24 protein-coding genes are annotated in these 23,737 nt (G+C 64.0%); 15 read left to right on the forward strand and 9 right to left on the reverse strand.

The genetic code is table 11. The annotated features are described in order from the left end of the window. Positions 1 to 50: 50 nt before the first annotated feature. The 3 genes from L1787_RS16315 (at position 51) to L1787_RS16325 (ending at position 2,658) form a co-directional block, all read left to right on the forward strand. Entirely contained in the window at positions 51 to 959 is a 909-nt protein-coding gene (locus L1787_RS16315; protein ID WP_369415104.1) for an NADPH-dependent F420 reductase, read from the forward strand. A gap of 167 nt (positions 960 to 1,126) precedes the next feature. Then, on the forward strand, positions 1,127 to 1,825 hold the full coding sequence (locus L1787_RS16320; RefSeq protein WP_235709890.1) for an NADPH-dependent F420 reductase: 699 nt from the start codon (positions 1,127 to 1,129) through the stop codon (positions 1,823 to 1,825). A 65-nt stretch (positions 1,826 to 1,890) separates the two neighbouring features. Next, positions 1,891 to 2,658 carry an SDR family NAD(P)-dependent oxidoreductase gene (locus L1787_RS16325; protein WP_235709891.1) on the forward strand — a complete coding sequence of 256 codons (768 nt, stop codon included), beginning with the start codon at positions 1,891 to 1,893 and terminating at the stop codon, positions 2,656 to 2,658. A gap of 103 nt (positions 2,659 to 2,761) precedes the next feature. Here the strand turns inward: L1787_RS16325 and L1787_RS16330 are convergent, their stop codons facing one another. Next, entirely contained in the window at positions 2,762 to 3,691 is a 930-nt protein-coding gene (locus L1787_RS16330; protein ID WP_235709892.1) for a LysR family transcriptional regulator, read from the reverse strand. Between the two features lie 143 nt (positions 3,692 to 3,834). On the opposite strand from L1787_RS16330, the gene L1787_RS16335 reads away from it, so the two are divergent. From L1787_RS16335 to L1787_RS16345, 3 genes are all read left to right on the forward strand, one after another. Next, positions 3,835 to 4,590 (forward strand): SDR family NAD(P)-dependent oxidoreductase, encoded by a 756-nt coding sequence (locus L1787_RS16335; RefSeq protein WP_235709893.1) that lies wholly within the window; start codon positions 3,835 to 3,837, stop codon positions 4,588 to 4,590. A gap of 29 nt (positions 4,591 to 4,619) precedes the next feature. Continuing rightward, positions 4,620 to 5,219: an NADPH-dependent F420 reductase gene (locus L1787_RS16340; RefSeq protein ID WP_235709894.1), complete on the forward strand. Its 600-nt coding sequence runs from the start codon at positions 4,620 to 4,622 to the stop codon at positions 5,217 to 5,219. A gap of 355 nt (positions 5,220 to 5,574) precedes the next feature. Next, positions 5,575 to 6,342 carry a carboxymuconolactone decarboxylase family protein gene (locus L1787_RS16345; protein WP_235709895.1) on the forward strand — a complete coding sequence of 256 codons (768 nt, stop codon included), beginning with the start codon at positions 5,575 to 5,577 and terminating at the stop codon, positions 6,340 to 6,342. 48 nt (positions 6,343 to 6,390) lie between these two features. On the opposite strand, the gene L1787_RS16350 is transcribed toward L1787_RS16345, so the two are convergent. After that, positions 6,391 to 7,284 (reverse strand): LysR family transcriptional regulator, encoded by an 894-nt coding sequence (locus L1787_RS16350; protein ID WP_235709896.1) that lies wholly within the window; start codon positions 7,282 to 7,284, stop codon positions 6,391 to 6,393. A gap of 221 nt (positions 7,285 to 7,505) precedes the next feature. Between L1787_RS16350 and L1787_RS16355 the strand changes: the two genes are divergently transcribed. The 7 genes from L1787_RS16355 to L1787_RS26105 all read left to right on the forward strand — a co-directional run bounded on the left by L1787_RS16355 (position 7,506) and on the right by L1787_RS26105 (position 14,523). Next, a complete protein-coding gene (locus tag L1787_RS16355; RefSeq protein ID WP_235709897.1) occupies positions 7,506 to 7,901 on the forward strand; it encodes a (R)-mandelonitrile lyase in 396 nt (131 codons plus the stop codon). Positions 7,902 to 8,082: 181 nt separating this feature from the next. Next, positions 8,083 to 8,670 (forward strand): dihydrofolate reductase family protein, encoded by a 588-nt coding sequence (locus tag L1787_RS16360; RefSeq protein WP_235709898.1) that lies wholly within the window; start codon positions 8,083 to 8,085, stop codon positions 8,668 to 8,670. A 122-nt stretch (positions 8,671 to 8,792) separates the two neighbouring features. Then, positions 8,793 to 9,263 (forward strand): (R)-mandelonitrile lyase, encoded by a 471-nt coding sequence (locus L1787_RS16365; protein WP_439648293.1) that lies wholly within the window; start codon positions 8,793 to 8,795, stop codon positions 9,261 to 9,263. A gap of 398 nt (positions 9,264 to 9,661) precedes the next feature. Further along, entirely contained in the window at positions 9,662 to 10,324 is a 663-nt protein-coding gene (gene paoA / locus L1787_RS16370) for an aldehyde dehydrogenase iron-sulfur subunit PaoA (protein WP_235709899.1), read from the forward strand. Then, positions 10,321 to 11,271, forward strand: a complete 951-nt coding sequence (locus L1787_RS16375; protein ID WP_235709900.1) for an FAD binding domain-containing protein — start codon at positions 10,321 to 10,323, stop codon at positions 11,269 to 11,271. Before paoA ends, L1787_RS16375 begins: the two co-directional genes overlap by 4 nt. 3 nt (positions 11,272 to 11,274) lie before the next feature. Beyond that, a complete protein-coding gene (gene paoC / locus L1787_RS16380) occupies positions 11,275 to 13,476 on the forward strand; it encodes an aldehyde oxidoreductase molybdenum-binding subunit PaoC (RefSeq protein ID WP_235709901.1) in 2,202 nt (733 codons plus the stop codon). 771 nt (positions 13,477 to 14,247) lie between these two features. Continuing rightward, positions 14,248 to 14,523, forward strand: coding sequence for a helix-turn-helix domain-containing protein (locus L1787_RS26105; RefSeq protein ID WP_369415105.1), 276 nt, complete (start codon positions 14,248 to 14,250; stop codon positions 14,521 to 14,523). Between the two features lie 493 nt (positions 14,524 to 15,016). Here L1787_RS26105 and L1787_RS16385 read toward each other — a convergent pair whose 3' ends face one another. From L1787_RS16385 to L1787_RS16415, 7 genes are all read right to left on the reverse strand, one after another. Then, positions 15,017 to 16,387, reverse strand: coding sequence for an IS1182 family transposase (locus tag L1787_RS16385; protein WP_235709902.1), 1,371 nt, complete (start codon positions 16,385 to 16,387; stop codon positions 15,017 to 15,019). A gap of 140 nt (positions 16,388 to 16,527) precedes the next feature. Next, positions 16,528 to 17,142, reverse strand: a complete 615-nt coding sequence (locus L1787_RS16390) for a DUF6650 family protein (RefSeq protein WP_235709903.1) — start codon at positions 17,140 to 17,142, stop codon at positions 16,528 to 16,530. A 2-nt stretch (positions 17,143 to 17,144) separates the two neighbouring features. Next, positions 17,145 to 17,942: a hypothetical protein gene (locus tag L1787_RS16395; RefSeq protein WP_235709904.1), complete on the reverse strand. Its 798-nt coding sequence runs from the start codon at positions 17,940 to 17,942 to the stop codon at positions 17,145 to 17,147. A gap of 699 nt (positions 17,943 to 18,641) precedes the next feature. After that, positions 18,642 to 19,598, reverse strand: a complete 957-nt coding sequence (locus tag L1787_RS16400; RefSeq protein WP_369415106.1) for a sulfotransferase family protein — start codon at positions 19,596 to 19,598, stop codon at positions 18,642 to 18,644. 293 nt (positions 19,599 to 19,891) lie between these two features. Further along, the gene (locus L1787_RS16405; RefSeq protein ID WP_235709905.1) at positions 19,892 to 20,272 is read right to left on the reverse strand and encodes a hypothetical protein; all 381 of its coding nucleotides are present in this window, start codon (positions 20,270 to 20,272) and stop codon (positions 19,892 to 19,894) included. A gap of 99 nt (positions 20,273 to 20,371) precedes the next feature. Further along, entirely contained in the window at positions 20,372 to 20,647 is a 276-nt protein-coding gene (locus L1787_RS16410; protein WP_235709906.1) for a hypothetical protein, read from the reverse strand. Then, on the reverse strand, positions 20,644 to 21,759 hold the full coding sequence (locus L1787_RS16415; RefSeq protein WP_235709907.1) for a C40 family peptidase: 1,116 nt from the start codon (positions 21,757 to 21,759) through the stop codon (positions 20,644 to 20,646). The genes L1787_RS16410 and L1787_RS16415 overlap by 4 nt, the downstream gene beginning before the upstream one ends. A 189-nt stretch (positions 21,760 to 21,948) precedes the next feature. Between L1787_RS16415 and L1787_RS16420 the strand changes: the two genes are divergently transcribed. Continuing rightward, positions 21,949 to 22,287 (forward strand): hypothetical protein, encoded by a 339-nt coding sequence (locus L1787_RS16420; protein ID WP_235709908.1) that lies wholly within the window; start codon positions 21,949 to 21,951, stop codon positions 22,285 to 22,287. Positions 22,288 to 22,591: 304 nt separating this feature from the next. Next, a complete protein-coding gene (locus tag L1787_RS16425; RefSeq protein WP_235709909.1) occupies positions 22,592 to 23,626 on the forward strand; it encodes a glycosyl transferase family 90 in 1,035 nt (344 codons plus the stop codon). Positions 23,627 to 23,737 lie beyond the last annotated feature (111 nt).

Consider the following 23,737-nt stretch of genomic DNA (forward strand, 5'->3'; position numbering starts at 1 on the left):
CAACAGTGCGTTGCCTGACCCGTTACTGTCGGCCTCAACTCCACAAACTTATGTCCGGGTCGCGCCACCGGCCACGGCATCCGCCGGCCGAGGGCGTGCAAAGAGGCGCGCCGCACCCGAGCGGTCGGCGGGCCGATCCAAGAAGGACATCGACGTTGACGCAGACTATCGGAATTATCGGCTCCGGCCTCGTCGGCAAGGCGGTCGCGCACCTCGCCGTCGCCGCCGGCTACCATGTGGTGATCAGCAATTCGCGGGGCCCCCACACCCTCACCGCACTGGTCGACGAACTCGGCCCGCTCGCCCGCGCTGGAACCGTCGAGGAGGCGATCGCAGCGGGCGATATCGTCACGCTATCCGTCCCTTTGCCGACGGTCGAACGACTGCCGGCCGCACGGTTCGCCGGGAAGATCGTACTCGATCAGACGAACTACTATCCCGGCATGGGCGATTTCCGCAGCACCGATCTCGACGCGGGCGCGCTGACATCGAGCGAACTCGTGGAACGGCACCTCGACGGCGCGGCGGTCATCAAGGGGCTCCACAATCTCGGCTGGATCCATATGCAATATAACGCCCGGCCGAAGGGCGACACCGAACGGACCACCCTGCCCATCGCCGGGGACGACGCCGGCGCGAAGGCGGCGGTGACGCGGTTCCTCGAGAGCGTCGGCTATGATGTGGTCGACGCCGGTTCGCTCGCCGAAAGCTGGCGTATCGAACCCAACACCCCGATTTATTTCTGGCCTTACGCACCCGTCATCCCGGAGGGTATGGCCGAGGAGGAGGCGAAAGCGCTGTTCCAGCAGCCCGGCCAACCCCTGTCCCCGGACGCCGCACGGGCCTTGATCGAGAACACGCAACGCCCCTCACCCATCGGAGGCACGCTGGAGGGAATGCCACCCGTCCACGTCGCCTTGTTCCTCGAACTGGCGAGCGCCGACACCGTTCGGCCCTAGCCCCCGGATGGCGGACCGATTGCGCCGGCGCGTCCTCCGCCTCCCTCTTCGCTGACAGACTCTGAACGATGTTGCTCACACGGTGGGCGCTGCGGCGTTGCGGCGTTCGCGCGCCGCCGCCTCGTGCCCGCGCCCGAACGGGGCGCCGCGTTGAATTGGATCCCACCATGAAAATCGGAATCTTGAATGCCGGCAATATCGGCGGCCGCCTCGCACGCGCGTGGGCGGCCGCCGGTCACGATCTCGTCGTCGCGAAGGACGGCGAGGCGCGAAAGCTCGGCCCCCTTCTCGAAGATCTCGGCGACAGGGCTCGTTTCGGCACGATCCGCGAGGCTGCCGCATTCGGCGACGTCGTCCTGTTCTCGGTCTATTGGCCTCGGGTGGGCGCGATCGTCGAGGCGGCCCGCGACGCGCTCGACGGCAAGATCGTGATCGAGACGATGAACCCGCTCGGCGTGACCGCCGACTTCAACCACGTCCACGATCTGGCGTTCATGCGCGACGGGTCGACCTCGGAAGATCTGCAAAGGCGGTTGCCGAGAGCCCGGATCGTCAAGGCGTTCAACCTGTTGGCCGCGCCCGCGCTCGACGCGGCCGCGTGGGCCGAGGTTCCCGCGAAGCCGAGCATCTTCTTCGCGAGCGACGATGCGGGGGCGGGCGACGTCACGCGCCGTCTGATCGGCGATGCCGGGTTCAAAGCCGTCAACGCCGGACCGCTCCAGGTCGCGCGCCAGCTCGAACAGCTCGGCGTCCTTCTTCACCATATCGCCGAGCACGAATTCGCCGGCGAGGCCGATCTCGTCCGCCTCGCTTTCACCGTGGTCGAGGCGAAGCCCGGTCCGGTCATGCGCGAACGGATCGCGTGACGGCGCGGGAACGCGCCCTCCGCACGACGAAAAACTTCAAATTTCTCGCAATGAAGGAAACGCATATGGCGACGCCACTTGCAGGCAAGACCGCGCTCATAACCGGCGGATCGCGAGGCATCGGGCGAGCGATCGCCGAACGGCTCGCGGCGGATGGGGCGACCGTCGCGATCACCTACAATCAGTCCGCCACCGGCGCCGCAGACGTCGTCGCGACGATCGAAAAGGCCGGCGGCAGCGCGTTCGCGCTCCAGGCCGATCTCGTCGACGCCGGATCCATCCCCGCCTTGTTCACGCGCCTCGCTGACGAACTTGGCCGCCGCAGGACGAGCGACGCGCTCGACATCTTGGTGAACAATGCCGGAAATTCGGGATGGGGCGGTCTCACCGACGCAACGCCCGAAGCGTGGAACACGATGTTCGCGGTCCACGCCCGCTCGCCCTTCTTCCTCGTACAAGCCGGCCTCGGCCGTTTGTCCGACGGCGGGCGCATCGTCAACATCTCGTCCAGCGCGGCGGCGCGACCGCTTCAGGCCGTCCCGATTTATTCGATGGCAAAGGCGGCGATCAACAATCTGACCCACACGCTGGCGATGGAACTCGGACCGCGCGGGATCACCGTCAACGCGGTCGCGCCGGCGTGGACGCGAACCGACATGAACGCCGCCGTGCGCGAGAATGCCGACATGGTGAAGGCGATCGAGGCGGACACCGCCCTCGGCCGCTTCGGCGAGGCTTGCGATATCGCGGCGGTGGTCGCCTTCCTCGCCTCGGAGAACGGCCGCTGGGTGACCGGCCAAGTCATCGAGGCGAGCGGGGGCTATCGGCTCTGAGGCCGTAGCTGGCGATTACGGCCCGCATAGCGGGCGCGCCGCAGCGGCCAGGCGCTGGGGAGGAACCGGACCGCGCTCCTCCCATTTTGCCGCCGGGGAGCCCTCAACCCAGGCTGCCGGCGAAGCGCTCCGGCCAGTTCTCGCGCGCGAATACCTCTGCCACGAAATCCACGAAGACGCGCGTTTTCGCCGGCAGCAGCGTCCGGTTGGCGTAGTAGATCGAGATCGGTCCCATATCGGCGTACCAGGCCGGCGCGAGGCGGACGAGCGCGCCGCTGTCGAGGGCCGTCAGGACGTCGGGTTTCGACAGCAGCGTCACGCCGAGACCCGCGAGCGCCGCGGCGCGGATCGCTGCGGGATCGTTCAACACGATGCTCTCGCGCAGGCGCGCGGACGCCTCGCGTCCCGCCGCATCGCGCATCATGACGTGGCGGACCCGCCCGGTGAAATCGGAGCGCATGACGATGCCGTTCATCTCGCTGAGTTCCTCGGGATTCCGCGGCGCGATCCGGCCCTCCATATAGGCCGGAGAGGCGACGGCGACGGCGTGAACCGGCGCGAGTGAGCGCGCCACCATGTCGGCCGTCAACTCGAAGCCGCCGCCGATCGCCACATCATAGCCTTCCGCCACGAGATCGACCTGCCGGTTCTCGAACGACCAGTCCGCCTTGATGTGCGGATAGCGGGCGAGAAACTCCGGCAGACGCGGCAGGATGTACTCGATCCCGAAGGCCGGCGCGATCGACACCCTCAGCGTTCCTGCCGGGGCGCCGTCCTTTGATGATGCGGCCGCGATCGCATGCTGGAGCGCCTCGAGATTGCCGCGCACCGAGCCGAGAAAGCGCTCGCCCTCTTCGGTGAGTGTCAGGCTCCGGGTGGAGCGGTGGAAGAGGCGCACGCCGAGATTTCGTTCGAGCGCCGCCACGTTGCGGCTGACGCCGGCCGGCGTCAGCCCGAGCCGTCGTGCGGCTGCGGAAAAGCTGCCGAGCTCGGCACTGCGCACGAAGGATTCGAGGTTGGCGAGCGATTCCATTTTCAACAACCGCTTGAAACAGATTGGCGTGATTCACGCCTAATCTTCACGGAGTTGGCAAGCGATATCCGCCTCAACGCACCGGCTCTGCGGCCGGTCTCAGCACACCGAACACGTCCCTCGGGACCCGGAGGAGGCATCGCATGACCAACCCGACACCGCTTGCCGGTAAGGCTGCCCTCGTCACCGGCGGATCGCGCGGTATCGGCGCGGCGATCGTCACCCGTCTCGCCGCGGATGGCGCTGACGTCGCGTTCAGCTACGTCGCCGCGACGGACCGCGCCGAGGCCCTGGTGCGTGAGGTGGTCGCACTCGGACGCAGGGCCTTCGCCATCCGCTCCGATCAGTCGGACCCGGCCGAAGTGAAGCGCTTTGTCGAAACCGCACACAAGGCGCTCGGCGCCATCGACATCCTCGTCAACTCGGCGGGCGCCGGCGTCTTCGGGACGGTCGACGATCCGGCGGGCGATCCCGCCGCGCTCGACCGGCAGATCGACATCAACGTGCGTGGAACGGCCGCCGCCGTGCGCGCTGCTGTGCCGCTGATGAAGGATGGCGGCCGGATCGTCTCCATCGGCACGTCGGGGTCGGACCACATGCCCTTTCCGGGCTTTGCCGACTACGGAGCGACAAAGGCCGCGGTGCGGGCCTATGCGCGCGGCTGGGCCCGCGATCTCGGCGCCCGCAACATCACCGTCAATGTCGTCGAGCCCGGTTCCATCGACACCGAGTCCAATCCGCAGACGGGGCCGCACGCCGACGTGCAGCGGGCGCTGAGCCCGCTCGGCCGCTATGGCCGCCCGGAGGACGTCGCCGGCGCCGTCGCCTTCCTCGTCGGTCCAGACGCCGCCTACGTCAACGGCGCCGCGCTGAAGGTCGACGGCGGACAGTCCGCCTGATGCCGACCGAAACCCGAGGGAACGAAGCCATGTCCATTGGTATCATCGGCGCCGGCAATCTCGGCGCCGCGTTCGCCCGTGCCCTTGCGCGCAACGGCATCGCCGCCTCGATCGCCAACAGAAGCGGGCCAGAGACCCTTGCGCCGCTGGTGGCCGAGCTCGACCCCCACATCACCGCGACGCTCCTTGCCGAGGCGGCGGCCGCCGACATCGTCCTCGTCGCGGTGCCCTGGTCGAAGCTGCCCGCCGCGCTCGCCGATCTGCCGGATTGGAACGGGCGCATCGTCATCGACGCCAACAACCCGATCGAGGCGCCGCTTTTCGAACCGGTCGATCTCGGCGGCCGCCTCTCCACCGAGATCGTCAGCGCGCTCGTTCCCGGCGCGCGGGTGGTGAAGGCGTTCAATCATCTGAGGCCGGAGAAGCTCTCCGGCAATCCGGCGGCGGAAGGCGGCACGCGCGTTTTGTTCTATTCGGGGGACGATGCGGCGGCGAAGACCGAAATCGGCGCGCTCATCGAGCGGCTCGGCTTTCTCGGCATCGATCTCGGGCCGGTCGCCGTCGGTGGCAAGCTCGTCCAATTCCCGGGCGGACCGCTGCCCAACTTGAACCTCGTGAACTTCAAGTAGGCGCGCTATGGCGAGGATCATCGAGATCCGGTCGACCGGCCGCCCTTCGGCCCTCGGGTGGAGGGCCTCGCGGTCGGCGACCGTGTCGCGTCGATGCCCTCCCTCGCCGCAATCGCCGTCCTCATCGGCGGCATGACTTTCACCGGGGACGGCGGCACGCTGATCTGAGCGCGCCGCACGCGATCGTGTGACCCGCGAACGGGTCCCGCGCCGACGGATGCCCCATTCCATGAGCCACTTTCATCAAACTTATCGCGATTTATGCGATAGTTGCCTCGCCATACGCCCATATCTCAACACCCTGCCGTCGGCGCTCTCGCCGGACGGGTCTTGCAACAGGGGTATGGAGAGAGACATGCGAAAGATTGCGGCACTCGCCGGTGCGCTCACGGCGATCGGCCCCGCGGCGCACGCACAGGAGACGCCTCCGGCCCCCATGGAGACGCTCGCCGCCGTGTCCCCGGCCCTTCATGCCTATACGCAGGACGATCTGTTCGGGTCCGTCTGGGGGAATGAAAGCCTCTCGCCGCGCGACCGCTCGCTCCTGACCGTCGCCGCTCTCATCGCGCGCAGCGAGTCGGAGGGGCTGGCGCAATATCTCGACTATGCCGTCGACAATGGCGTCACCGCGGCGGAACTCTCCGAGACGATCACCCATCTCGCCTTTTACGCCGGCTGGCAGAACGCGATGAAAGCGGCAGCCGCCGCGGCGGACGTGTTTGCGGCGCGCGGCGTCACCGCGGACGAGCTTCCCGCCGCGGAGCCGGCCGACATGCTCCCCCTCGACCAGGAGGTGGAGGACCAGCGCCAGTCTTTCGTGCAAGAGCGGTTCGGCAATGTCAGCCAAGGTGTCGTCGACAACACCGAGCAGTTGCTTTTCCTCGATCTGTGGCAACGTCCGGCGCTCGCCCCGCGCGATCGAAGCCTCGTGACCGTCTCCGCCCTCATCGCCACCGGCAAGGTCGAGCAGGTCACCTTCCATCTCAACCGTGCGATGGACAACGGGTTGACGAAAGAGGAAGCGTCCGCTGCCTTGGCGCACCTCGCGTTTTATGCCGGCTGGCCGAACATTTTCTCCGCGATGCCCGTCGTCAAAGAGGTCTTCGACAGTCGCGAGGGCTGACGCGCGGGATCGCGCCGCCGGCCGCCCAAAGCCCGCCGCCCGCCGCGTCTACGGGTTGTAGCGCAGCGCGTCGACGAGAACGGCGAAGGCGGGCGAGGCCTGCCGGCGGTGGGGGTAATAGAGATAATAGCCCGGAAAGGGTGGGCTCCAGTCCTCGAGGACGGACACGAGCCGCCCCGCCGCAATATGCTCCTCGACAAGGCTCTCCGGCACATATCCGAAGCCATAGCCTTCGAGCGCGGCGGCGACGACCGGGCCGACATAATTGAAGGTCAGCTGTCCATCGACACGCACGCGGATCTCGCGACCGTCCTTTTCGAACTCCCAAGCATAGAGGCCGCCATGCGTCGGCAGGCGCAGGTTGATGCAGACATGGTTCGTCAGCTCCTGCGGCGAGCCGGGATGACCGTGCTCGGCGACATAATCGGGCGAGCCGACTACCAGCATACGGAAATCCGGCCCGATACGGACCGCGATCATCCCATCGGCGACCGACTCGCCGAGGCGAACGCCCGCGTCGAACTTCTCGCCGATAATGTCGGTCAAGCCATAGTCGGCGATGACTTCGACTTTGAGGTCCGGATAGTCTCGGAGAACCGGGAAGAGTTTCGGCCACAGGACGGTGTCGGCCGCATAGTCCGTCGCGGTGATGCGGATCATGCCGGCGGGGCGATCCCGCATTTCGATGAGGGCCTGCAACTCCTCGCCGATCTCGTCGAGGCGGGGGGCGATCCGCTCCAACACGCGCGTGCCTTCGGTGGTCGGCGTGACCTTGCGCGTGGTGCGGGTCAACAGGCGCATACCGAGCCGCTCTTCGAGGCCGCGCATTGCGTGGCTGAGCGCCGACTGTGACACCCCGATCTGCGCCGCCGCCCGCGTGAAGCTGCCCTCCCGCGCCACGATGATGAACGACATCAGATCGGAAATGTTGTCCTTCAGCATTTATGAACCTGCATCATAAGAACGCGCCCATTTTACGGGTTCCGTTCCCACCGGACAACGCGACATCATCGCCGCGCTCGTCACGCAAGCCCACGCCCCAGCGCCGCCAACGAGTTTCATGAACGCTCTTCATGAGTGATTGTGCGCCCTGGCCGGTTATCGATCCCGCGCGTCCCCCTATTTTTGGAAAGCGACAGAGATCGCCGAGGAGGATCGACACCATGAAGATCACGAGAGCCGGCACCCAGCCGTCCACGCCAGGCCCCGAGGACTGGTTCACCGGGCGCGTGCGGATCGATCCGTTGTTCGCCGCCGAGGCGCCCGCGCGCACGTCCGGCGCTGCCGTGACGTTCGAGCCGGGCGCGCGTACGGCCTGGCACACCCACCCGATCGGCCAGACGCTGATCGTGATCCAGGGCAAGGGACGCGTGCAGCGCGAAGACGGCCCGGTCGAGGAGATCCGCCCCGGCGATGTCGTCTGGTTTCCCGCCGGAGAGAAGCACTGGCACGGCGCGGCCCCCGATGTCGCAATGACCCACATCGCGATCCAGGAGGCGCAAGATGGATCGGCGGTGACGTGGCTCGAAAAGGTCAGCGACACCGATTACGGGCGCTGACGACCACGCCCCAACGCCAGACGCTTCGACCGCGAGATCATCCGACAGTTATCCCGAAGGACGACCATGCGCCCGACGATCACCTGCCACATGATCACGTCTTTGGACGGCCGCCTGTTTCCGCATCGCTGGACTGGTCCCGATGGCGCATCCGCGATGGACATGGTCATGCGCGTCTATAATGAAGCGGATCGGCGGCGACGGATGGATCGTCGGCCGCAAGACGATGGCCGACTCCGTGGCCGAGCATCCCGCCCCTCCGTTGTTGCCGGAACCCTGCATCCGTCCGCATTTCGTCGGGGAGCGTGCCGGGAGGGCGCTGGCGGTCGCCATCGACCCGTCCGGCCGCCTCGCCTTCGACGGCAACGATGTGGATGGCGATCACGCCGTCGTCATCCTTTCCCCGTCGGTCCCGCAGTCGACGCTCGATCGGCTGCGCGAGCGGGGCGTTTCCTACGTCTTCGCCGGCGCGGACGGCCACGATCTCGCCGCCGCGCTCACGACGATCGGCGAAGCGTTCGCCGTCCGCCGCCTCACCTTGCAGGGAGGTGCGACGACCAACGGGCGCTTCCTGGCCGCCGACCTGATCGACCACGTGTCCACCCTGATCATGCCCGCGATCGACGGCCTTTCGGGCGTCCGCGCGATCTACGAATTCGACGGCCCGGACGCGACCCGTCCCTTCGAGGGGCGGCACCTGCGGCTCGTCTCCAGCGAAACGCTGGAGGGTGGCGTCGTCTGGCTTCGCCACGAGGTGCGGCGCGGCTGACCCCGCCCGCCTCCTGACCCATCCCGACACTCGATCGCCTCGTGGCGTTCCGCCCCGCGCGGGAGCCGCAGGCTCGTGCCCGGCCGAACAGGGCCATTTTTCCCAACCGACTGGAGACTTCGATGCTGAAACAATCCGCATTCGCGATCGCCACCATCGTCTGCGTATCGAGCGCCGCCGCGCAGGATATGCAGATCACCAAAAATGGCAGCCGAGACGGCATGATCGGCTCGTCCGAGCTCTTTACCGGCACGGTCTATGTCGAGCCCGTCTTCGACAATCCTGACCCGTTCATGGTGAACGCGGGCAAGGTGACGTTCCTGCCCGGCGCCCGCTCCAATTGGCACACCCATCCGGCGGGTCAGATGCTGATCGTCATCGAAGGGACCGGCTGGGTCCAGGAAGATGGCGAGGAGAAGCACGTCATGCAGCCCGGCGACGTGATCTGGTGCCCGCCCGGCGTGAAGCATTGGCACGGCGCGACCGACACCACCGCCGTCACCCATTATGCGATCCAGCAGTTCGAGGACGGCGAGAACGTCACCTGGATGGAGCCTGTGAGCGACGAGCAATATGCGGGTGAAACCGAATAAACGGCGGTCGACGAGCCGCGCTCCCGTCAGCCGGCGACCATAAGGCGCCGCCACGCGCATCCCCTCGCCGCGACCCGGTGCTCGCGGCGATCACATTCTCGGAGCCGCCACGATCGCGCGACGAGCGGCCCGTCGGACGGATCGACCCGCCACTCGTCACGCCGGCGTATGAGGCGCGGCATGTTCCCCGGTCGCGCCTTCCGGCCGTCCGACGCGGCGACTCGCGCGGGCGGTTTCACGAATGGCGTCGATTAGACTTATGAGCCCGGCCGCCATTATCCGCCCGCGATCGCAGCTTAGATTTATTCCATTGAAGATAGTCCGGGTGAGTTCGGCCGCCCCGGCTATCCCGCCATGCTCGCCGCCCTCCGCGAGCACCAGCAAAGGGAAGAGCTTTGATGGACCATCCGAAAAGCTTCCGTGTCACGCGCCGTGACGCGATGATCGGAGGCGTGGCGACGACAGCCGCCGCCGCCATCCCGACCGACGTTTTCGCCCAGACGCCGAATGCCCCCGTCAGCGCCGCAACCGCACCGACACGGGCCGTCACCACCGATATCGGCTTCACCGTCAACGGCACCGTCCGCGAGATCGCGGCGGCCGACAATCGCATGACGCTTCTCGATGCGCTGCGCGAAAGTCTGCAACTGACCGGCAGCAAGAAGGGCTGCGACCATGGCCAGTGCGGCGCCTGTACGGTGATGGTCAACGGCCGGCGCATCAACGCCTGTCTGACGCTCGCCGTGATGCACGAAGGGGACGAGATCACGACGATCGAGGGTCTCGGCACGCCCGACAAGATGAGCCCGATGCAGACCGCCTTCGTCGAGCATGACGGCTACCAATGCGGCTATTGCACGCCGGGTCAGATCTGCTCGGCGACGGCCGTGCTGGAGGAGATCGAGGCCGCCGTGCCGAGCCACGTGACCGGCGATCTCACAGGCGCGATCCGCCCCACCGCCGAGGAAATCAAGGAGCGCATGAGCGGCAATATCTGCCGTTGCGGCGCCTACGCGAACATCCTCGCCGCCATTCAGGACGTTTCGGAGAACAACGCGTGAGAGCCTTTTCATACGAGCGCGCAACCTCCCCGCAAGGCGCAGCCCGAGCGCTCGCCGCCACCGAGGGCGCCAAATTCATCGCCGGAGGCACCAACCTCCTCGACCTCATGAAGCTCGAGATCGAGACCCCGACCCACCTCGTCGACGTCAACGATCTCGGCCTCGATACCATCGAGGACAGCGCGGACGGGGGTCTGCGCATCGGCGCAATGGTCCGGAATACCGACCTTGCGGCGCACGCCCGCGTGCGCCGCGATTATGCCGTTCTGACGCGCGCGCTGGTCGCGGGTGCGTCGGGCCAGCTTCGCAACAAGGCGACCACGGCCGGCAATCTCCTCCAGCGCACGCGCTGCCCCTATTTTTACGACACGAACATGCCCTGCAACAAACGCGCGCCCGGCTCCGGCTGCGCCGCGATCGACGGCTATTCCCGCCAGCTCGGCATCATCGGCACGTCGGAGGCCTGTATCGCCACGCATCCGTCCGACATGGCCGTCGCCATGCGCGCGCTCGACGCTTCGGTCGAGACGGTGAACGCCGATGGCGACACGCGCACGATGCCCCTTGCGGACCTTCACCGCCTCCCAGGCGACACGCCCGAGAACGAGACGACGCTCGAACCCGGCGAGATGATCACAGCGGTGACGCTGCCCCCGGCGATCGGCGGCCGCCATTTTTATCACAAGGTCCGCGACCGCTCTTCCTACGCCTTCGCGTTGGTTTCGGTGGCGGCGGTCGTGCAGGCGGACGGCACGGGCCGGGTCGCGCTCGGCGGCGTCGCGCCCAAGCCATGGCGGCGCGAGGAGGCGGAAGCCGCCCTCCCCGACGGCGCCGCGGCGGCGATGGCGGCCATCCTCGACGGCGCGACCCCCACCGACGACAACGCATTCAAGGTGACCCTGGCGGAGCGCACGCTGACCGCCGTGCTCGCCCAAGCGCAGGAGTGAGGCATGAAGTTCGACAGTCCTGCCGGCGAAAATCTCTTCGACCGCGCAACGGTCATCGGCCAACCGATCCATCGCATCGACGGGCCCTTGAAGGTCACGGGCCACGCGCCCTACGCCTATGAACGACACGCCGTCGTCGAGGGGCAGGTCTACGGCTACCCGGTCGGCGCCGGTATCGCGAAGGGCCGCATCCTCGCGATCGACACCACAGCGGCCGAGGCGGCGCCCGGCGTCCTCGGCATCGTCACCACACTCGAACACGATCCGATCGAGGGGGTCTTCGACTACGATCCCGTTCGCCATTTCGGCGGCGACGAGGTGCTCCACTACCACCAGGCGATCGCCGTCGTCGTGGCGGAGACATTCGAGCAGGCGCGGGCCGCCGCGAACCGTCTCGGTATCGAATATGAGCGTGACGACAGCGCCGCCTTCGACCTAGCCGCCACGCCCGAGGCGGCCGGCGAAACGGACACCGCGCCGGCGCAGACCGTCGGCGACTTCGAGAGCGCCTTCGCGAGCGCCGCGGTCACACTCGACGAGACCTACACGACGCCCGCCGAGAGCCACGCGATGATGGAGCCGCACGCGACGATCGCCGCCTGGGACGGTGACAGCGTCACGCTGTGGACCTCCAATCAGATGATCGCCTGGGGACGCGGCTCCATCGCCAAGGCCTTCGATGTTCCGGCCGAGAATGTGCGGCTCGATTCGCCCTATATCGGCGGCGGCTTCGGGGTGAAGCTCTTCGTGCGTTCGGATGCGATCATGGCGGGCCTTGCCGCGCGCAAGGTCGGGCGTCCGGTGAAGGTCGCGCTGCCGCGGCCGATGATCGCCAACAACACCACCCACCGCGGCGAGACGATCCAACGCATCCGCATCGGCGCCGATGCCGACGGCCGCATCACCGCCATCGGCCACCACAACGCCACCAACGCACTGACAACGGCCGGCGGGGAGAACTCGACGTTGCCGACCGTCGCCTTCTACGCCGCCGCCAACCGTCTGGTGGTGAACGATCCGGCGCGCATGGATCTGCCGAACTCCAACGCGATGCGGGCGCCCGGTGAGACCGCCGGCCTCATGGCATTCGAGGTCGCCATGGACGAGATGGCCGAGAAACTCGGCATGGATCCGGTGGAGCTGCGCATCCTCAACGACACGCAGGTCGATCCCGGCAACCCCGACATTCCGTTCTCGGATCGCCATTATGTCGAGTGTCTCAATCGGGGCGCCGAGGCCTTCGGCTGGTCGAGCCGCAACAGCGCTCCGGGCGCGACGCGCGACGGCGTGTGGCTGATCGGCCATGGCGTCGCGGGCGCCTACCGTCCGGCTCCGGTCCTCGCCTCCGGGGCGCGCGTCGTCCTGACGCCGGACGGCCGGTTGCGGATCGAGAGCGACATGACCGATATCGGCACCGGCTCCTATACCGTCATGGCGCAGACCGCGGCTGAGGTCATGGGGCTGTCGGTCGCGGATGTTTCGATCGGGCTCGGCGATTCCGACTTCCCCGTCTCCGCCGGCTCCGGCGGTCAGTGGGGCGCGGCGAGCGCCACGGCCGGCGTCTATGCCGCGTGTGTGGCGCTCCGTCAGGCGATTGCCGAACGCCTCGACATGGCGGAGGGCGATCTCACCTTCGAGAATGGGATGGTGCGCACGGGCAATACCTCGGTGCCCCTCGGCGAGGTCGGTGGCGGGACGGATCTCGTCGGGGAAGACGCCATCGAGTTCGGCGCCTTCCGCTCGCAAGAGGTGCTGGTCGCGACGTTCGGCGCGCACTTCGTCGAGGTCGGCGTTCACGCTCATACGGGCGAGATCCGCGTACGGCGCATGCTCGCGGTCTGCGATGCGGGCCGCATCCTCAACCCGATGACGGCGCGGAGCCAGGTCATCGGCGCGATGACGATGGGTGTCGGCGCGGCGATCATGGAGGAGATGGCGGTCGACCATCGCTACGGCTTCTTCGTGAACCACGATCTTGCCGGCTACGAGGTGCCCGTCCATTTCGACATCCCGAGCCAAGACGTGATCTTCCTCGAAACGGCCGACGCCTATTCGACCCCGCTCAAGGCCAAAGGCGTCGGCGAGCTCGGCCTGTGCGGCGTGTCGGCAGCCGTCGCCAATGCGATCACCAATGCGACGGGCGTGCGCGTGCGCAATTACCCGGTCACGCTCGACAAGCTGCTTTCCGGCCTCCCCGCCGCATGATGGCGGCGGCGGCCGCCCCCTCCCGTTTCAACGCATCATGACGACCGCGGGCCCGGCGATCATCCGCCGGGCCCGCGCCATGTCGAGCGACCGACACAGGCGTGCCGGCCATCGTCCCCTTCAAGAAATCTGATGTGGATCGCCAGCCCGGCGGCCGTTCCGGCCGAGCCTCGCGGTCGGAACCCGTCTTTACCGTTCATCATCGCCGCCGGCTAAACGGCGTCGCGTGCCCCACAGGGCGCATTTTCTGCCCCACAGTTGACCCCATAGGAGAGGTGGGGCTTCGCGGCGAGCTATGGCGTGGAGTTGGATCGGGCGACACGAAATAGCCGCGGAAATTCTGGCCTATGACGGCATATGGTCTGGAAAGGCAGGTGGCGGAGAGAGAGGGATACCATCATCCGCAGATCTTGCGGCATTTCTCCGGCAATTGGCGGAATGCCCCACAGGTTGCCCCACTATATGGCGGTGGCTACCGGAATGGTCCTGATGGATAGACTCGCAGGGTGCGATAATGGTCGCCCCTGGACAAGGATGCCGCGCCATGACCGCTTCAAGGATGCCGCGCCATGACCGATTCGAAGCACACCGACCTCGCGAATCCACCCGTCAGTGTCGAAACGCTCGGCCAAATGATGGCCCGCGGCATCGCCTAAGGCTCGGAGTTCGGTCGCAACGGATATTCTCTTGCCTCAATTAGCCCGCTTAGGTAGCATAAGATAATTCGAGCACCCAGTGATTGCTCCGAGATTAATGCTTCGCGAGGCTGTGATGAATCAAAGCGACCACCAGCGATCTGTCCGCTCGCTAAATCGTCATATCGGGGAGAAGGCCCGCCAGCGTCGGGAGACGCTAAGCCTGCCGTTGGCTCGAGTCGCGTCCGAGCTAGGAATCTCAAAATCCAAAATGGCGAAGTATGAAGATGGAAGGGAGCGAATCGTGTCGAGCGACCTAGCCAAGCTGTCTGTGATCCTATCCGTTCCAGTGGCCTACTTTTTTGAAGAAGGCGCCAGCGATCGATCGGCTGGTTCCAGAACGCTCCATTGAAAGCATAATCTCATCGACGAAGACCGGTTCGTCACAAAGAATGGCCCGGTTGAAGCAGGGGCCGGATGCGGGATCCCGACCACGATTCGATTTGCTACGCATTCGTTAATCAATCGGTAGGAGTGGCAGATTCGAACCTACTGCGCCCTCGTCCCGAACTATGCGCCCTCGCCTCTCAGGCAGGGAAACTTGCGGGTATCGGCGCAGCCCACACGTCCGGTTCTGGTCATCTGTTCTCTATGCGTGCGCGTTGGCGTGTTCATATGAACCGGGTGCGCACATCGTCGTTTTGCGGTGTGCGATTGTCCACTGATTACCAATTGCGCACACCAACTGAGGGGGCAAGCGCCTTCGAGGCGGACGTTCTGGCATTCGCATAATCGACCGAGGCTGTTGAAGAACTCCGTCGCGACAGGCTTGTTGCCGATCGCCCGCTCCTCGATCTGCCGCCTGCCGACCGGCGGATCACTCCTCGCCGGAACCGCCGGGCGGCTTACGCGGCGGCCGTCCTTGTCCTTGGGCCATCCGCGGGGAGGAGCTTCGTCATTCGCTTCAAATTCTGCGCCGCTGCGGCGAGGACAAACTGCTCATCGGCGCCACGCAGACTGCGTAGCCGAAGGCGGTGGAGGCCATCGTTGTGCTTCACGCAGGCGAACAGCCGCTCGACGCGTTTGCGCAGCCTCAGCGAGCGCTCGAACGCCTCCGTGGCTTGGCGAGCCTGAACCGTCACCCGAACGTCCTGATGGAGCGATCGGCTGATCGCTCGCGTCGAGCTCGTCGTACAGCGCGCCTTGATCGGGCATCCCTTGCAATCGCTGGCGCGGCTTCGATAGGCGGTCGTGCCGCTGCGTCTGGCCTCTCCGCTGGCGTCGCCGACACGCCGCAGCGGCTTGCCTTGAGGGCATAGGTATTGGTCGCCCTCTTTGTCGTAGCCGAAGTCGGCATGGGTCATCCGTCCCGCCGTCTGATGCGTGCGATCGATGACGGGAACATGCGCCTCGATCCCGCGCTCTTCGATCCACGCCAGGAACGGGCCCGATCCATAGGCCTTGTCCGCGGTGAGAACCTGCGGGACCGCGTCGTGCCTGACCCGCAGTCGTTCGAGCATCCGGCGTGCGGCTTCGGGCTCGTCGGCAAAGCGCTCGGGCGCCGCCTGGACGCCCAGTACCATGCCCGATCCGGTGTCGATGAGCGCGTTCATGCCGTAGGCGAACCGCGCCTTGCCGTGTTTGCGGCTCAGCGCTGCCGCCGGGTCGGTCAGCGAGACGCGCTTGGCCGCCGAACGGCGCACGCCTTCCAGATCCGGGCTGGCCTGGTCGAGATCGGAAAGGTATTCGCGCACGGCGCGCGAGGCCCGATCTGCGCTGGGAAGGTCGGTGACGGACGCGACGCAGCGATCCTGCGCCGCCGACGCCCGCATGTGGCTCCCGTCGACCGCCACATGCGTGGTGCTCGCAGTGCCCGCCGCCAGGCACTGTTCGACAGTCATCTCGAACACGGTCCGCATCAGATCGCTCTCGCGGAAGCGCCCGTGGCGGTTCTTCGTGAAGGTCGAGTGGTCAGGGACCTTGCCGGCCAGATCCAGCCTGCAGAACCAGCGATATGCGAGGTTGAGGTCGACCTCCTCGCAGAGGCGCCGCTCGGAGCGAATGCCGAACAGATAGCCGATGAGCAGCATCCGAACCATCAGCTCCGGGTCGATCGACGGCCGCCCGGTGACGCTGTAGTGCGAGGCCATGTGACGACGCACGAAGCTCAGGTCGAGAACCTCATCGATCCGGCGCAGGAGGTGACCGGCCGGGACGCGATCCTCCAGATTGAACTCATAGAAGAGCGACGCGTGCTCGATCTGCCAGCCCATCATCGCGCTGCTCCACTTTCGCGCTACCCGCTGAGCATCGATTCAGATCGGCGGCTTCCCGACCATGAACGACCGGCGTTTTTCAACAGCCTCGGTCGATTTAGAGAATTCGCATCAGAGAGCTTTGAAATAAGTCGCTTCGCTTATTCGGATGGCCCCGGAAGCGGAGGCGGTACCTGATAGGCTTCAAGTTGCCACGGCCCCTGATAGTTCTCGATAATACCGTCAGTCGGTGCGGGCAGGCCGGCGACAAGTGCGATCTGACCCAGACATCGGCTCAGGTGACCACGTAGAATTTCTAAGCCATCAAAATAGGCTTGGCGCACATCCGGTGGACGATGAGCCTCGCCAAAACGCAGATGAGGCGGCGCATCCTCCGCGCGGCGCAATAGTTCTTCGAAGGTCATGAACTGACGAATTGCGGTAGCCATCGCGTCGAGCAGAAGGAAAAGTGGTCCATCCTGAAGTTCAGATAGTTCGACTTCTTTATCGACGATGAAATGACGGATTTCCCCGAGCGAGGAGAGCGCTCTGTCGATGCAATCATCGCAGCATTCCCAAGCGGATAGCACGCGGCGATCGCGCAGGCGGAGGACTACCTCGCGCGCCACACGGCGTTCGCGATCCTTCGGACTAACGGCGATGCTGATAAAGGGCAGGTTCAGGGTGACGTCCCCGATCCGGCTGGCGACTTGGCGCCGGGCACGCACAAGCACATCGGTAAGATCAAACTTGAAGGGAATATCGCCGCTTCGCATGGTCAGGCCTCTGGCAGCGTGATGGATACGGCTAATGCCGCACCGATGGGTCCAGATCGGCGTTCGAGAAAGTAGCGGACGCGATCGTCTTTGCTGTCATCGAACTGCTGCCCGACCTGACAGGTCAGCAGGAGATCGGCCGCCCAAGTTTCCAGCGCCCAGTTTCGACCTGCACAAGTGGATTTCAACAAGCTGTAGCTAGGAGATTGGCCATGGTTGAGGCCCGTAAGGGCGCGGTGGACGTCGTCGGCATCGACCACTCGGTTTCCTATGGGCATATCGTCGATGCGGATCCGCTGCTGTAGGGGATAGGTGACTGTATACGGAAGCGCGGGCGGGCCGTAGAGAAGGTAGAAGACGGCCTTGCCGAAGTCCCGATTGAGCGTGTCGATCAGGCCGATTTGCCGATGCCCGGCTTGGATCGCAGCGAAAGTGCAATTCTCGTCGAAGCAATAGGTTCGATGGAGCGTGGCGGCCGCCTGTTGTCCGTCGCGGCGAATAAATGCGTTCATGCCATGCAAGAAGCCGATCTCATCGTCATCCTCGACATCTTGGTTTGTCGGGAAGAGCCGTTTGGACTGGAGCAGACCGATCTTCTTCGCTATCAACGTGTTTCGTCGATAAATAAATACAAGGACCGCAATATCCGCCGTTTCCCAGCGATGGCGTTGCGGAAAATCCCAGCCCCAATGAGGAGCGCCCAAGCGGCGCAGGCCGCCGATGTTATGCGTATCCATGCGGACTATCGCGCCCGAAGGCAAAAGCGTCGGCGCGCTATCAGGGATGAGCGCCTCGATCAACCCGTCATCTAGTGATGTCTCGCGAATATTGGGTAGATTTACAAGTCGCTCGCACACACAGCGGTTTGCATCCGCGAAGACGCTGCGGAACCAAGATATGACGTCGTCGGGTATGCTTGGCCAATGAGTCAACGTCGCCTCCTCGGGCGGCGAAGGGTAGTCACCTATCCCACCTCGACCAAGAGCTATTTCCGGTAAGGACGCCCTCGGCTTCACGGCCCTCAAAAACGAACCTTTTTCGCGCCTTGTTAGTTCAGTGTCGAGTCTGCCTCACTCGGCTTTATGATCATTTCCCAAATCCGTCTCTCGAAACCTGAGCTCTCGGAATTCCTGTGCTCGGCGAGTTTTAGGAGGTTGACGCCTCCTCAACCCGTGTCGGCTTACCGAGTCTTCTCACCGGCGGGCGAACGGCCGGGTTGGGTCAGAGGCGGAAACTCGTGTGCGCCCTATATCCGTTGCAAACTAACGATGACTATGCGGAGGCTTTCCCGCCAGATTCTCATTCTGGAAAGAATGGGTTCGATTTCCCTAGGGCGGGCCAACAAATTCAGTCATTTACGCCCAGCGCGTCGAAAAGTTTTGCAGACCTGAATTTCGGTTTTGCACGAGTAACCGCTAGAGGGCATTTTTTCGTTCTCCTTTGAGCGCGAACGCCCGAGGAGCGCGATGTCCGTTCCGCGTCCGTCAAGATGGCAACAATCAATGATACCTTAGGGCGGCATTAACGGGAGCGACGATTTCCTCAGCGGCCCTCCTAGTTTCAGCGTCGAGCTCCAACCAGCGCTTAGGCCGCGAACGCGGCATGCGCTCGACCGCATCCAGCCATTCCTCGTGTCGTCCGTCCGGACGTAGAAACTCAATGACTACGCGCAGCGTACTTCGAGGATCCGCAATAAGATCTTCGTACCTGATAGTGAGGAGCTGGCCGCTCGGGATTCGTTCGATTGCCTGGAGCCCAAGACGCGTAGATTGCGCCCAGAATTTGGCGTAAACCGCAAGCCTGTCTTCGAAAGTCATGTCGTCAGGCAGGCTATATGGACGACGACGGGAATGCTGTTGAGTAAGTTTTCGCTCAACCTCGGTCAACCAAAGAAGGCTTGCACGCGCGGCGCCGCGCATATTGAAATACATATAAGATTGAAGGTGACCCCGGCTGGCAACCGATTGGAGTAGCCAGCTGAACCGGACGATTGGGTCAAACAAACGCATGCCCATCATCGATAGAACGACATCTCGACCATCACGTGTGAGATGAACGTATTTAGCAGCTGGAAAACCACTCAATATATCTGGGATATGCCAATAAGAGAGGCCCGATCTCTCGATCCACATTTGCCGCTTCTGCCGCAATGTTAAATAATCAAACAGCCGCTCCGTTTGGCCAGTTACGCTTGCCTTCTGCCAGCCTGGAATAATTCGACCAAGTTCATCGAATACTTTTTCAGGATTCGATGTCAAGGATGGCAATGTCATTGTCAGTATTGGGGGGCAATGGGCCAGGTCATATCGCCCCTTTATCTGATCATAGGTAAACTCAATTGGCAAAGCATCAGCCAGTTGCGCCTGATTTATGAAATTCGAATACCATACCGGAGGATAAGAGAGATGCCTCCAATACGTCTTGCCGCTCCAGTTCGGATTTCCGATCGACCTCATCCATAGGCAAGTCCAATATTCCGAGATCGACAACAATTCAGGGTGATGCGACAACGCCCGGGAAAGCAACGTCGATCCTGATCGTCCGGCCGATAGGACAAAAGCACCTGACACATCAACCTCAGGAGAGCAGGATGGCAATCCTGCCATCAACTTGGGTGATTGAATTTCGTCAGGAGAATGACGATGGACCATTATCGCGGCAAGTTCGGACAGTTCAAAAAGTGTTGATATGGTGTCACAATGACGGCGCTTTCTCGAGGCTGCGTAATCGGTTTCTCTACTATGCGCCCTCACGGCCCCTGCCGCACCTCCTTCAAAATCGCCTCGAGCGAGTTCTCAATCCGCCCATAGCGATCCTCGAGCACGGTGATCCGCGTCTCATGCCCGGACCGCTTGTCGATCGTCAGCCGCATCGCCTCGAGCGCCTGCGCATTGGCATCGGCGGTCTTCTGAACCGCCTCCACACGGATCACCGCCTCCTTCCCGTCCCCGGCCCCGGTCGTGACGTACCAGGCCCAGAGGAGGAACGAGACGAGGAGGCTCGCGCCGAGGCCCACCACCCAACGAAAGCTCGTCCAGAAATCCCGCGCGCGCTTTTCCTGCGCGGCGTGCCACTGCGACTTGAAATCCCGCAATTCCTCGCGAACCTCTCGCGTCTCGGCGTCGGTCATGAGCAAAGCGCTCCATAGGCGGCGTTGTGCTCTTTCACCTGGCGGAGCGTCGGCGCCGTATCGGCCGGGCTCCAGGTGATGGGCGCGAAGGCGAGGCAGCTAAGGCCGCCGGAAGCCGTCGTCATCGAGCAGGCGCCCAGCGTCAGCATCGCGAGCAGCGCCACGGCGCGCGCGGTTCGTCGCGTCCAATGCGTCATTGTCGACCTCGGATTGTTTGAGAATGGCGGCCGACAGAGCGGCCTCGATCTTGGCGGCGGCGGCGTGGCTTTCCGCCCAGCGGCCGGCCACGTAGCCGGAGCCCGCGCCGATCGCGACGCCGGCGGCAATGCCGAGGAGGCCGCGCCAGCCGCCGAGGAGGAGGAAGAGCGCGCTCATGCCGGCGCCTCGGTGACGCGCCGGCCGCGGACCTTGCGCCACACGAGATAGGCGACGACCGCGATGCCCGCCGCGAGCACCGCGGCAACGGCGATCTCGCCGAGCGGCCCGACGGTGGCGGCCATCGAGCCGAAGGTGTCGAGCGTTCCCTTCGCCTCGTTCACGACGGAGATCACGGCGCCCGCCCCGGCCGCGCCGGCGGTCGTAATCGGCGCGGCGGACTTCGCGACCGCCCTCTCCTGCGCCGCCTTCGTCTCGTGCGCCTCGAGCGCGACCTCGATCGCGCGCTGCGTCGCCGGCCCGGCATCACCGTCGACGTCGAGGCTGCCATTCGCGATCTGGAAGTTGGTGACGGCCTCTTCGGTCTTGATCCCATAATAGCCGGTGCCCGAGAGGGCCGGCTTGATCCCGAGACGCGCGAGCCGCCGCTGGAGCTCGCGCACGTCCTCGCCCGACATACCCGTCACGAGAAGCGCCCGCAGCCGGACGCTCGCGTCGGCCGGCGCGCCGATCGCCGTCGGCCGGCCCTTCCCCTTCCGATAAGCCTCGGCGGCCGCCCTCGCCGCCTCCGTCATCGGGATCCCCTCCGGCCAGATGAAGCCGCCGGGCAGCGCCGAGGAGACCGGATAGGTCGAGAACTTGATCATGTTCTGGACGTTGGCGTTGATCACCGTCATTCGCTTCCCGTCTGCCGAGACGTGATCGACGAGGCCGGTGTGGCCGAAGATCGAATCGATGCCGTTGCGCGGCTGGACGAAGATCGCGCCCGGCACGGGATAGGCGAGCGTCGTCCCATAGCCGTTCTCGGCGAACGAGCGGGCGAGCGCCGATTTGGTGCTGATGCCGCCGGCGACGACGATCACGCCGTTGAGGACGGCGGCGCAGTACGCGTCATCGTCGTTGTTCCACCAGGTGATCTCACCCGCTTTGCCGAGCGCGACGATCAGCGGATTGTGGCGCGGGCCGGGGATCTCGCGCTCGCCGTCCCAGAGCTTGAAATACTCGAGGTGGGCGAGCGAGCCGGCCGGGTTGCCGGCCGCGAGGATTGCCGCCTTCCGGGCCTCGCTGATGCCGGGCCAAAGGGGGTCTTTCTGCGCAGATGCGGCAGCCATAAAATTGACCTCATGTCGTGGGGATGTGCCGGTTCAGCCGTGCCGAGTGAGGCCCCAAGCCGATCTGCTCCGGCGGTCGTCTGATCGGTTCGGTTCACAACTCGAAGGGGGAGTAGTACAACGCGGACGCGCTTAGGATTTTGCCGGCCCCCATTGTCGGGTAACGCGTACCAATGGAGGAATACCTAGATGAGACCAGTCATGGACGCGGAGTACTATATATACGAGGCGGGTCTGACACATCAGGGCACACGCCTTCTAAGTCCCGAGGAGCTCAATGCCAGTCTTCACTTTATTCGAAAGCAGAACGCCTTCGTAAAATCGATGATTGCCTATGAAGCGATCAATGGAAAGCATTCTCCAAATCTAAATCTCAGTATCCTTGATAGTAGTGAGCTTTTGGAAGAGGGGAACTGGCTTGAGCTTCAGCGTTCATTTGCTGAAGTGAGCAAAAGAATAAAACAGGCTCAGAACGCGGAACATTCAATATCGTTCCGAGTATGGCTGGGGGGGTATCCCTACTGCTAGTGAGCGTCTAGGGGTATTGGCGCCTGAAGGGATTCTTATCTCCGACTCGGTCGGTGGCCGAGCGCGCAGGAGGCAGAGTTGAACTCTGAGTCCCGCTCTACCCTAGGGTCGAAGGGATTGCGCACAGGGGGCCCTTGATCCTCACGACCGTCGGCGCTTCTTGGTTCTCTATCCGACATTGAGGCGCTAAGAATGCCTGCGACGCATTGTTCCCTTTCGGTTGGGGCGCGGAGTGATAGCTCCGACATGCGTGGCTCGCCAGGGCCCAGCGTGAAGGTACAGGAAGTGGCTACAGGATACATTGATGACCAAGACTGACCATACCGATGCCCCTGATGCCCAGCGTCGGCGCGGCCTATATTTTTCGGGCATACAACATATGGTGCACGGGGAATTCAAAGTTCCGGCCAGCTATCCCGCATTCGTTGCGAACGCAGACGTAGACCAGGACAACCTTGTTGAATTCGCGCTTAATCAGCCGATTGGCCCAAGGTTCTGCGAGATGTACGGCGAGACAAGCTTTAATAAAGTTGTTCAAGAGTACATTCTTCCGATAGTGAAATTATTCGCGAAGCACCGACTTAAAGGAGACTTTGCAGTATTTGCTGGGGATAGCCGGTCTTCGTTTAAGATTCCGACGTTCTGCAAATCGCGTGATTTGATGAACCCGGGAAATGGTGTTTTGCTTCCACTAAAGCGCGGCCGCCATTTCGGCACCATCAAACAAGTCATGGAAAACGACCTCCCCTTTGACGAGAAAGAGACCAAGCTCTTGTGGAGAGGCTCTACAACGGGCCCCCTTAATACTAGCACTCTGCGAATGCGCACCGGCAGCCGTGCCTTCATTCCGGCAGCCATGAAAGTGGTCAACTCCGACAATATCGATTTGGGTTTCACTGGGATTACAGGAAATGTCCGAACCAGTAACATACCTTTGTCGGAGTTTGAGAACGCGATGCGGTCACATATGACAATTCCGGAGCAGTTGAAGTATAAATATCTTCTATGCCTCGAGGGCAATGACGTCGCCACCTCGCTTAAATGGATGATGTACTCTAACTCTACAGTTATTATGCCGCATCCGACCGTTGAATCCTGGGCGTGTGAAAGTTTTTTGCGCCCCTTTAAGCATTATGTTCCGGTTCGCTCAGACCTATCCGATCTTCAGGACGTGTATGACTGGTGTGTCGCCAATGAAGGGCGGTGCAGACAGATCGCTGAGAATGGGAGGCGGTTTATGGAAGCCTTTCTTGATGAAACCGTAGAGCGAAAGATCGAGACCCGGGTTGCCATGGCATATAGCGAACGCGTTAGCCTTAAACCGAGGGTTTCGTCCTGAGCGAAGCAGTCGCCACAGCGAGCTAAGGTCGGGGCTCATACCCAGTAGCTTACGGTCGCGGTAGAGGAAGGGCGAGAAGCAGCTCTTCCAGCGCCGGTTGGACTTCGGCGG

The sequence above is a fragment of the Acuticoccus kalidii genome (assembly GCF_021556395.1).
Classification (GTDB): domain Bacteria; phylum Pseudomonadota; class Alphaproteobacteria; order Rhizobiales; family Amorphaceae; genus Acuticoccus; species Acuticoccus kalidii.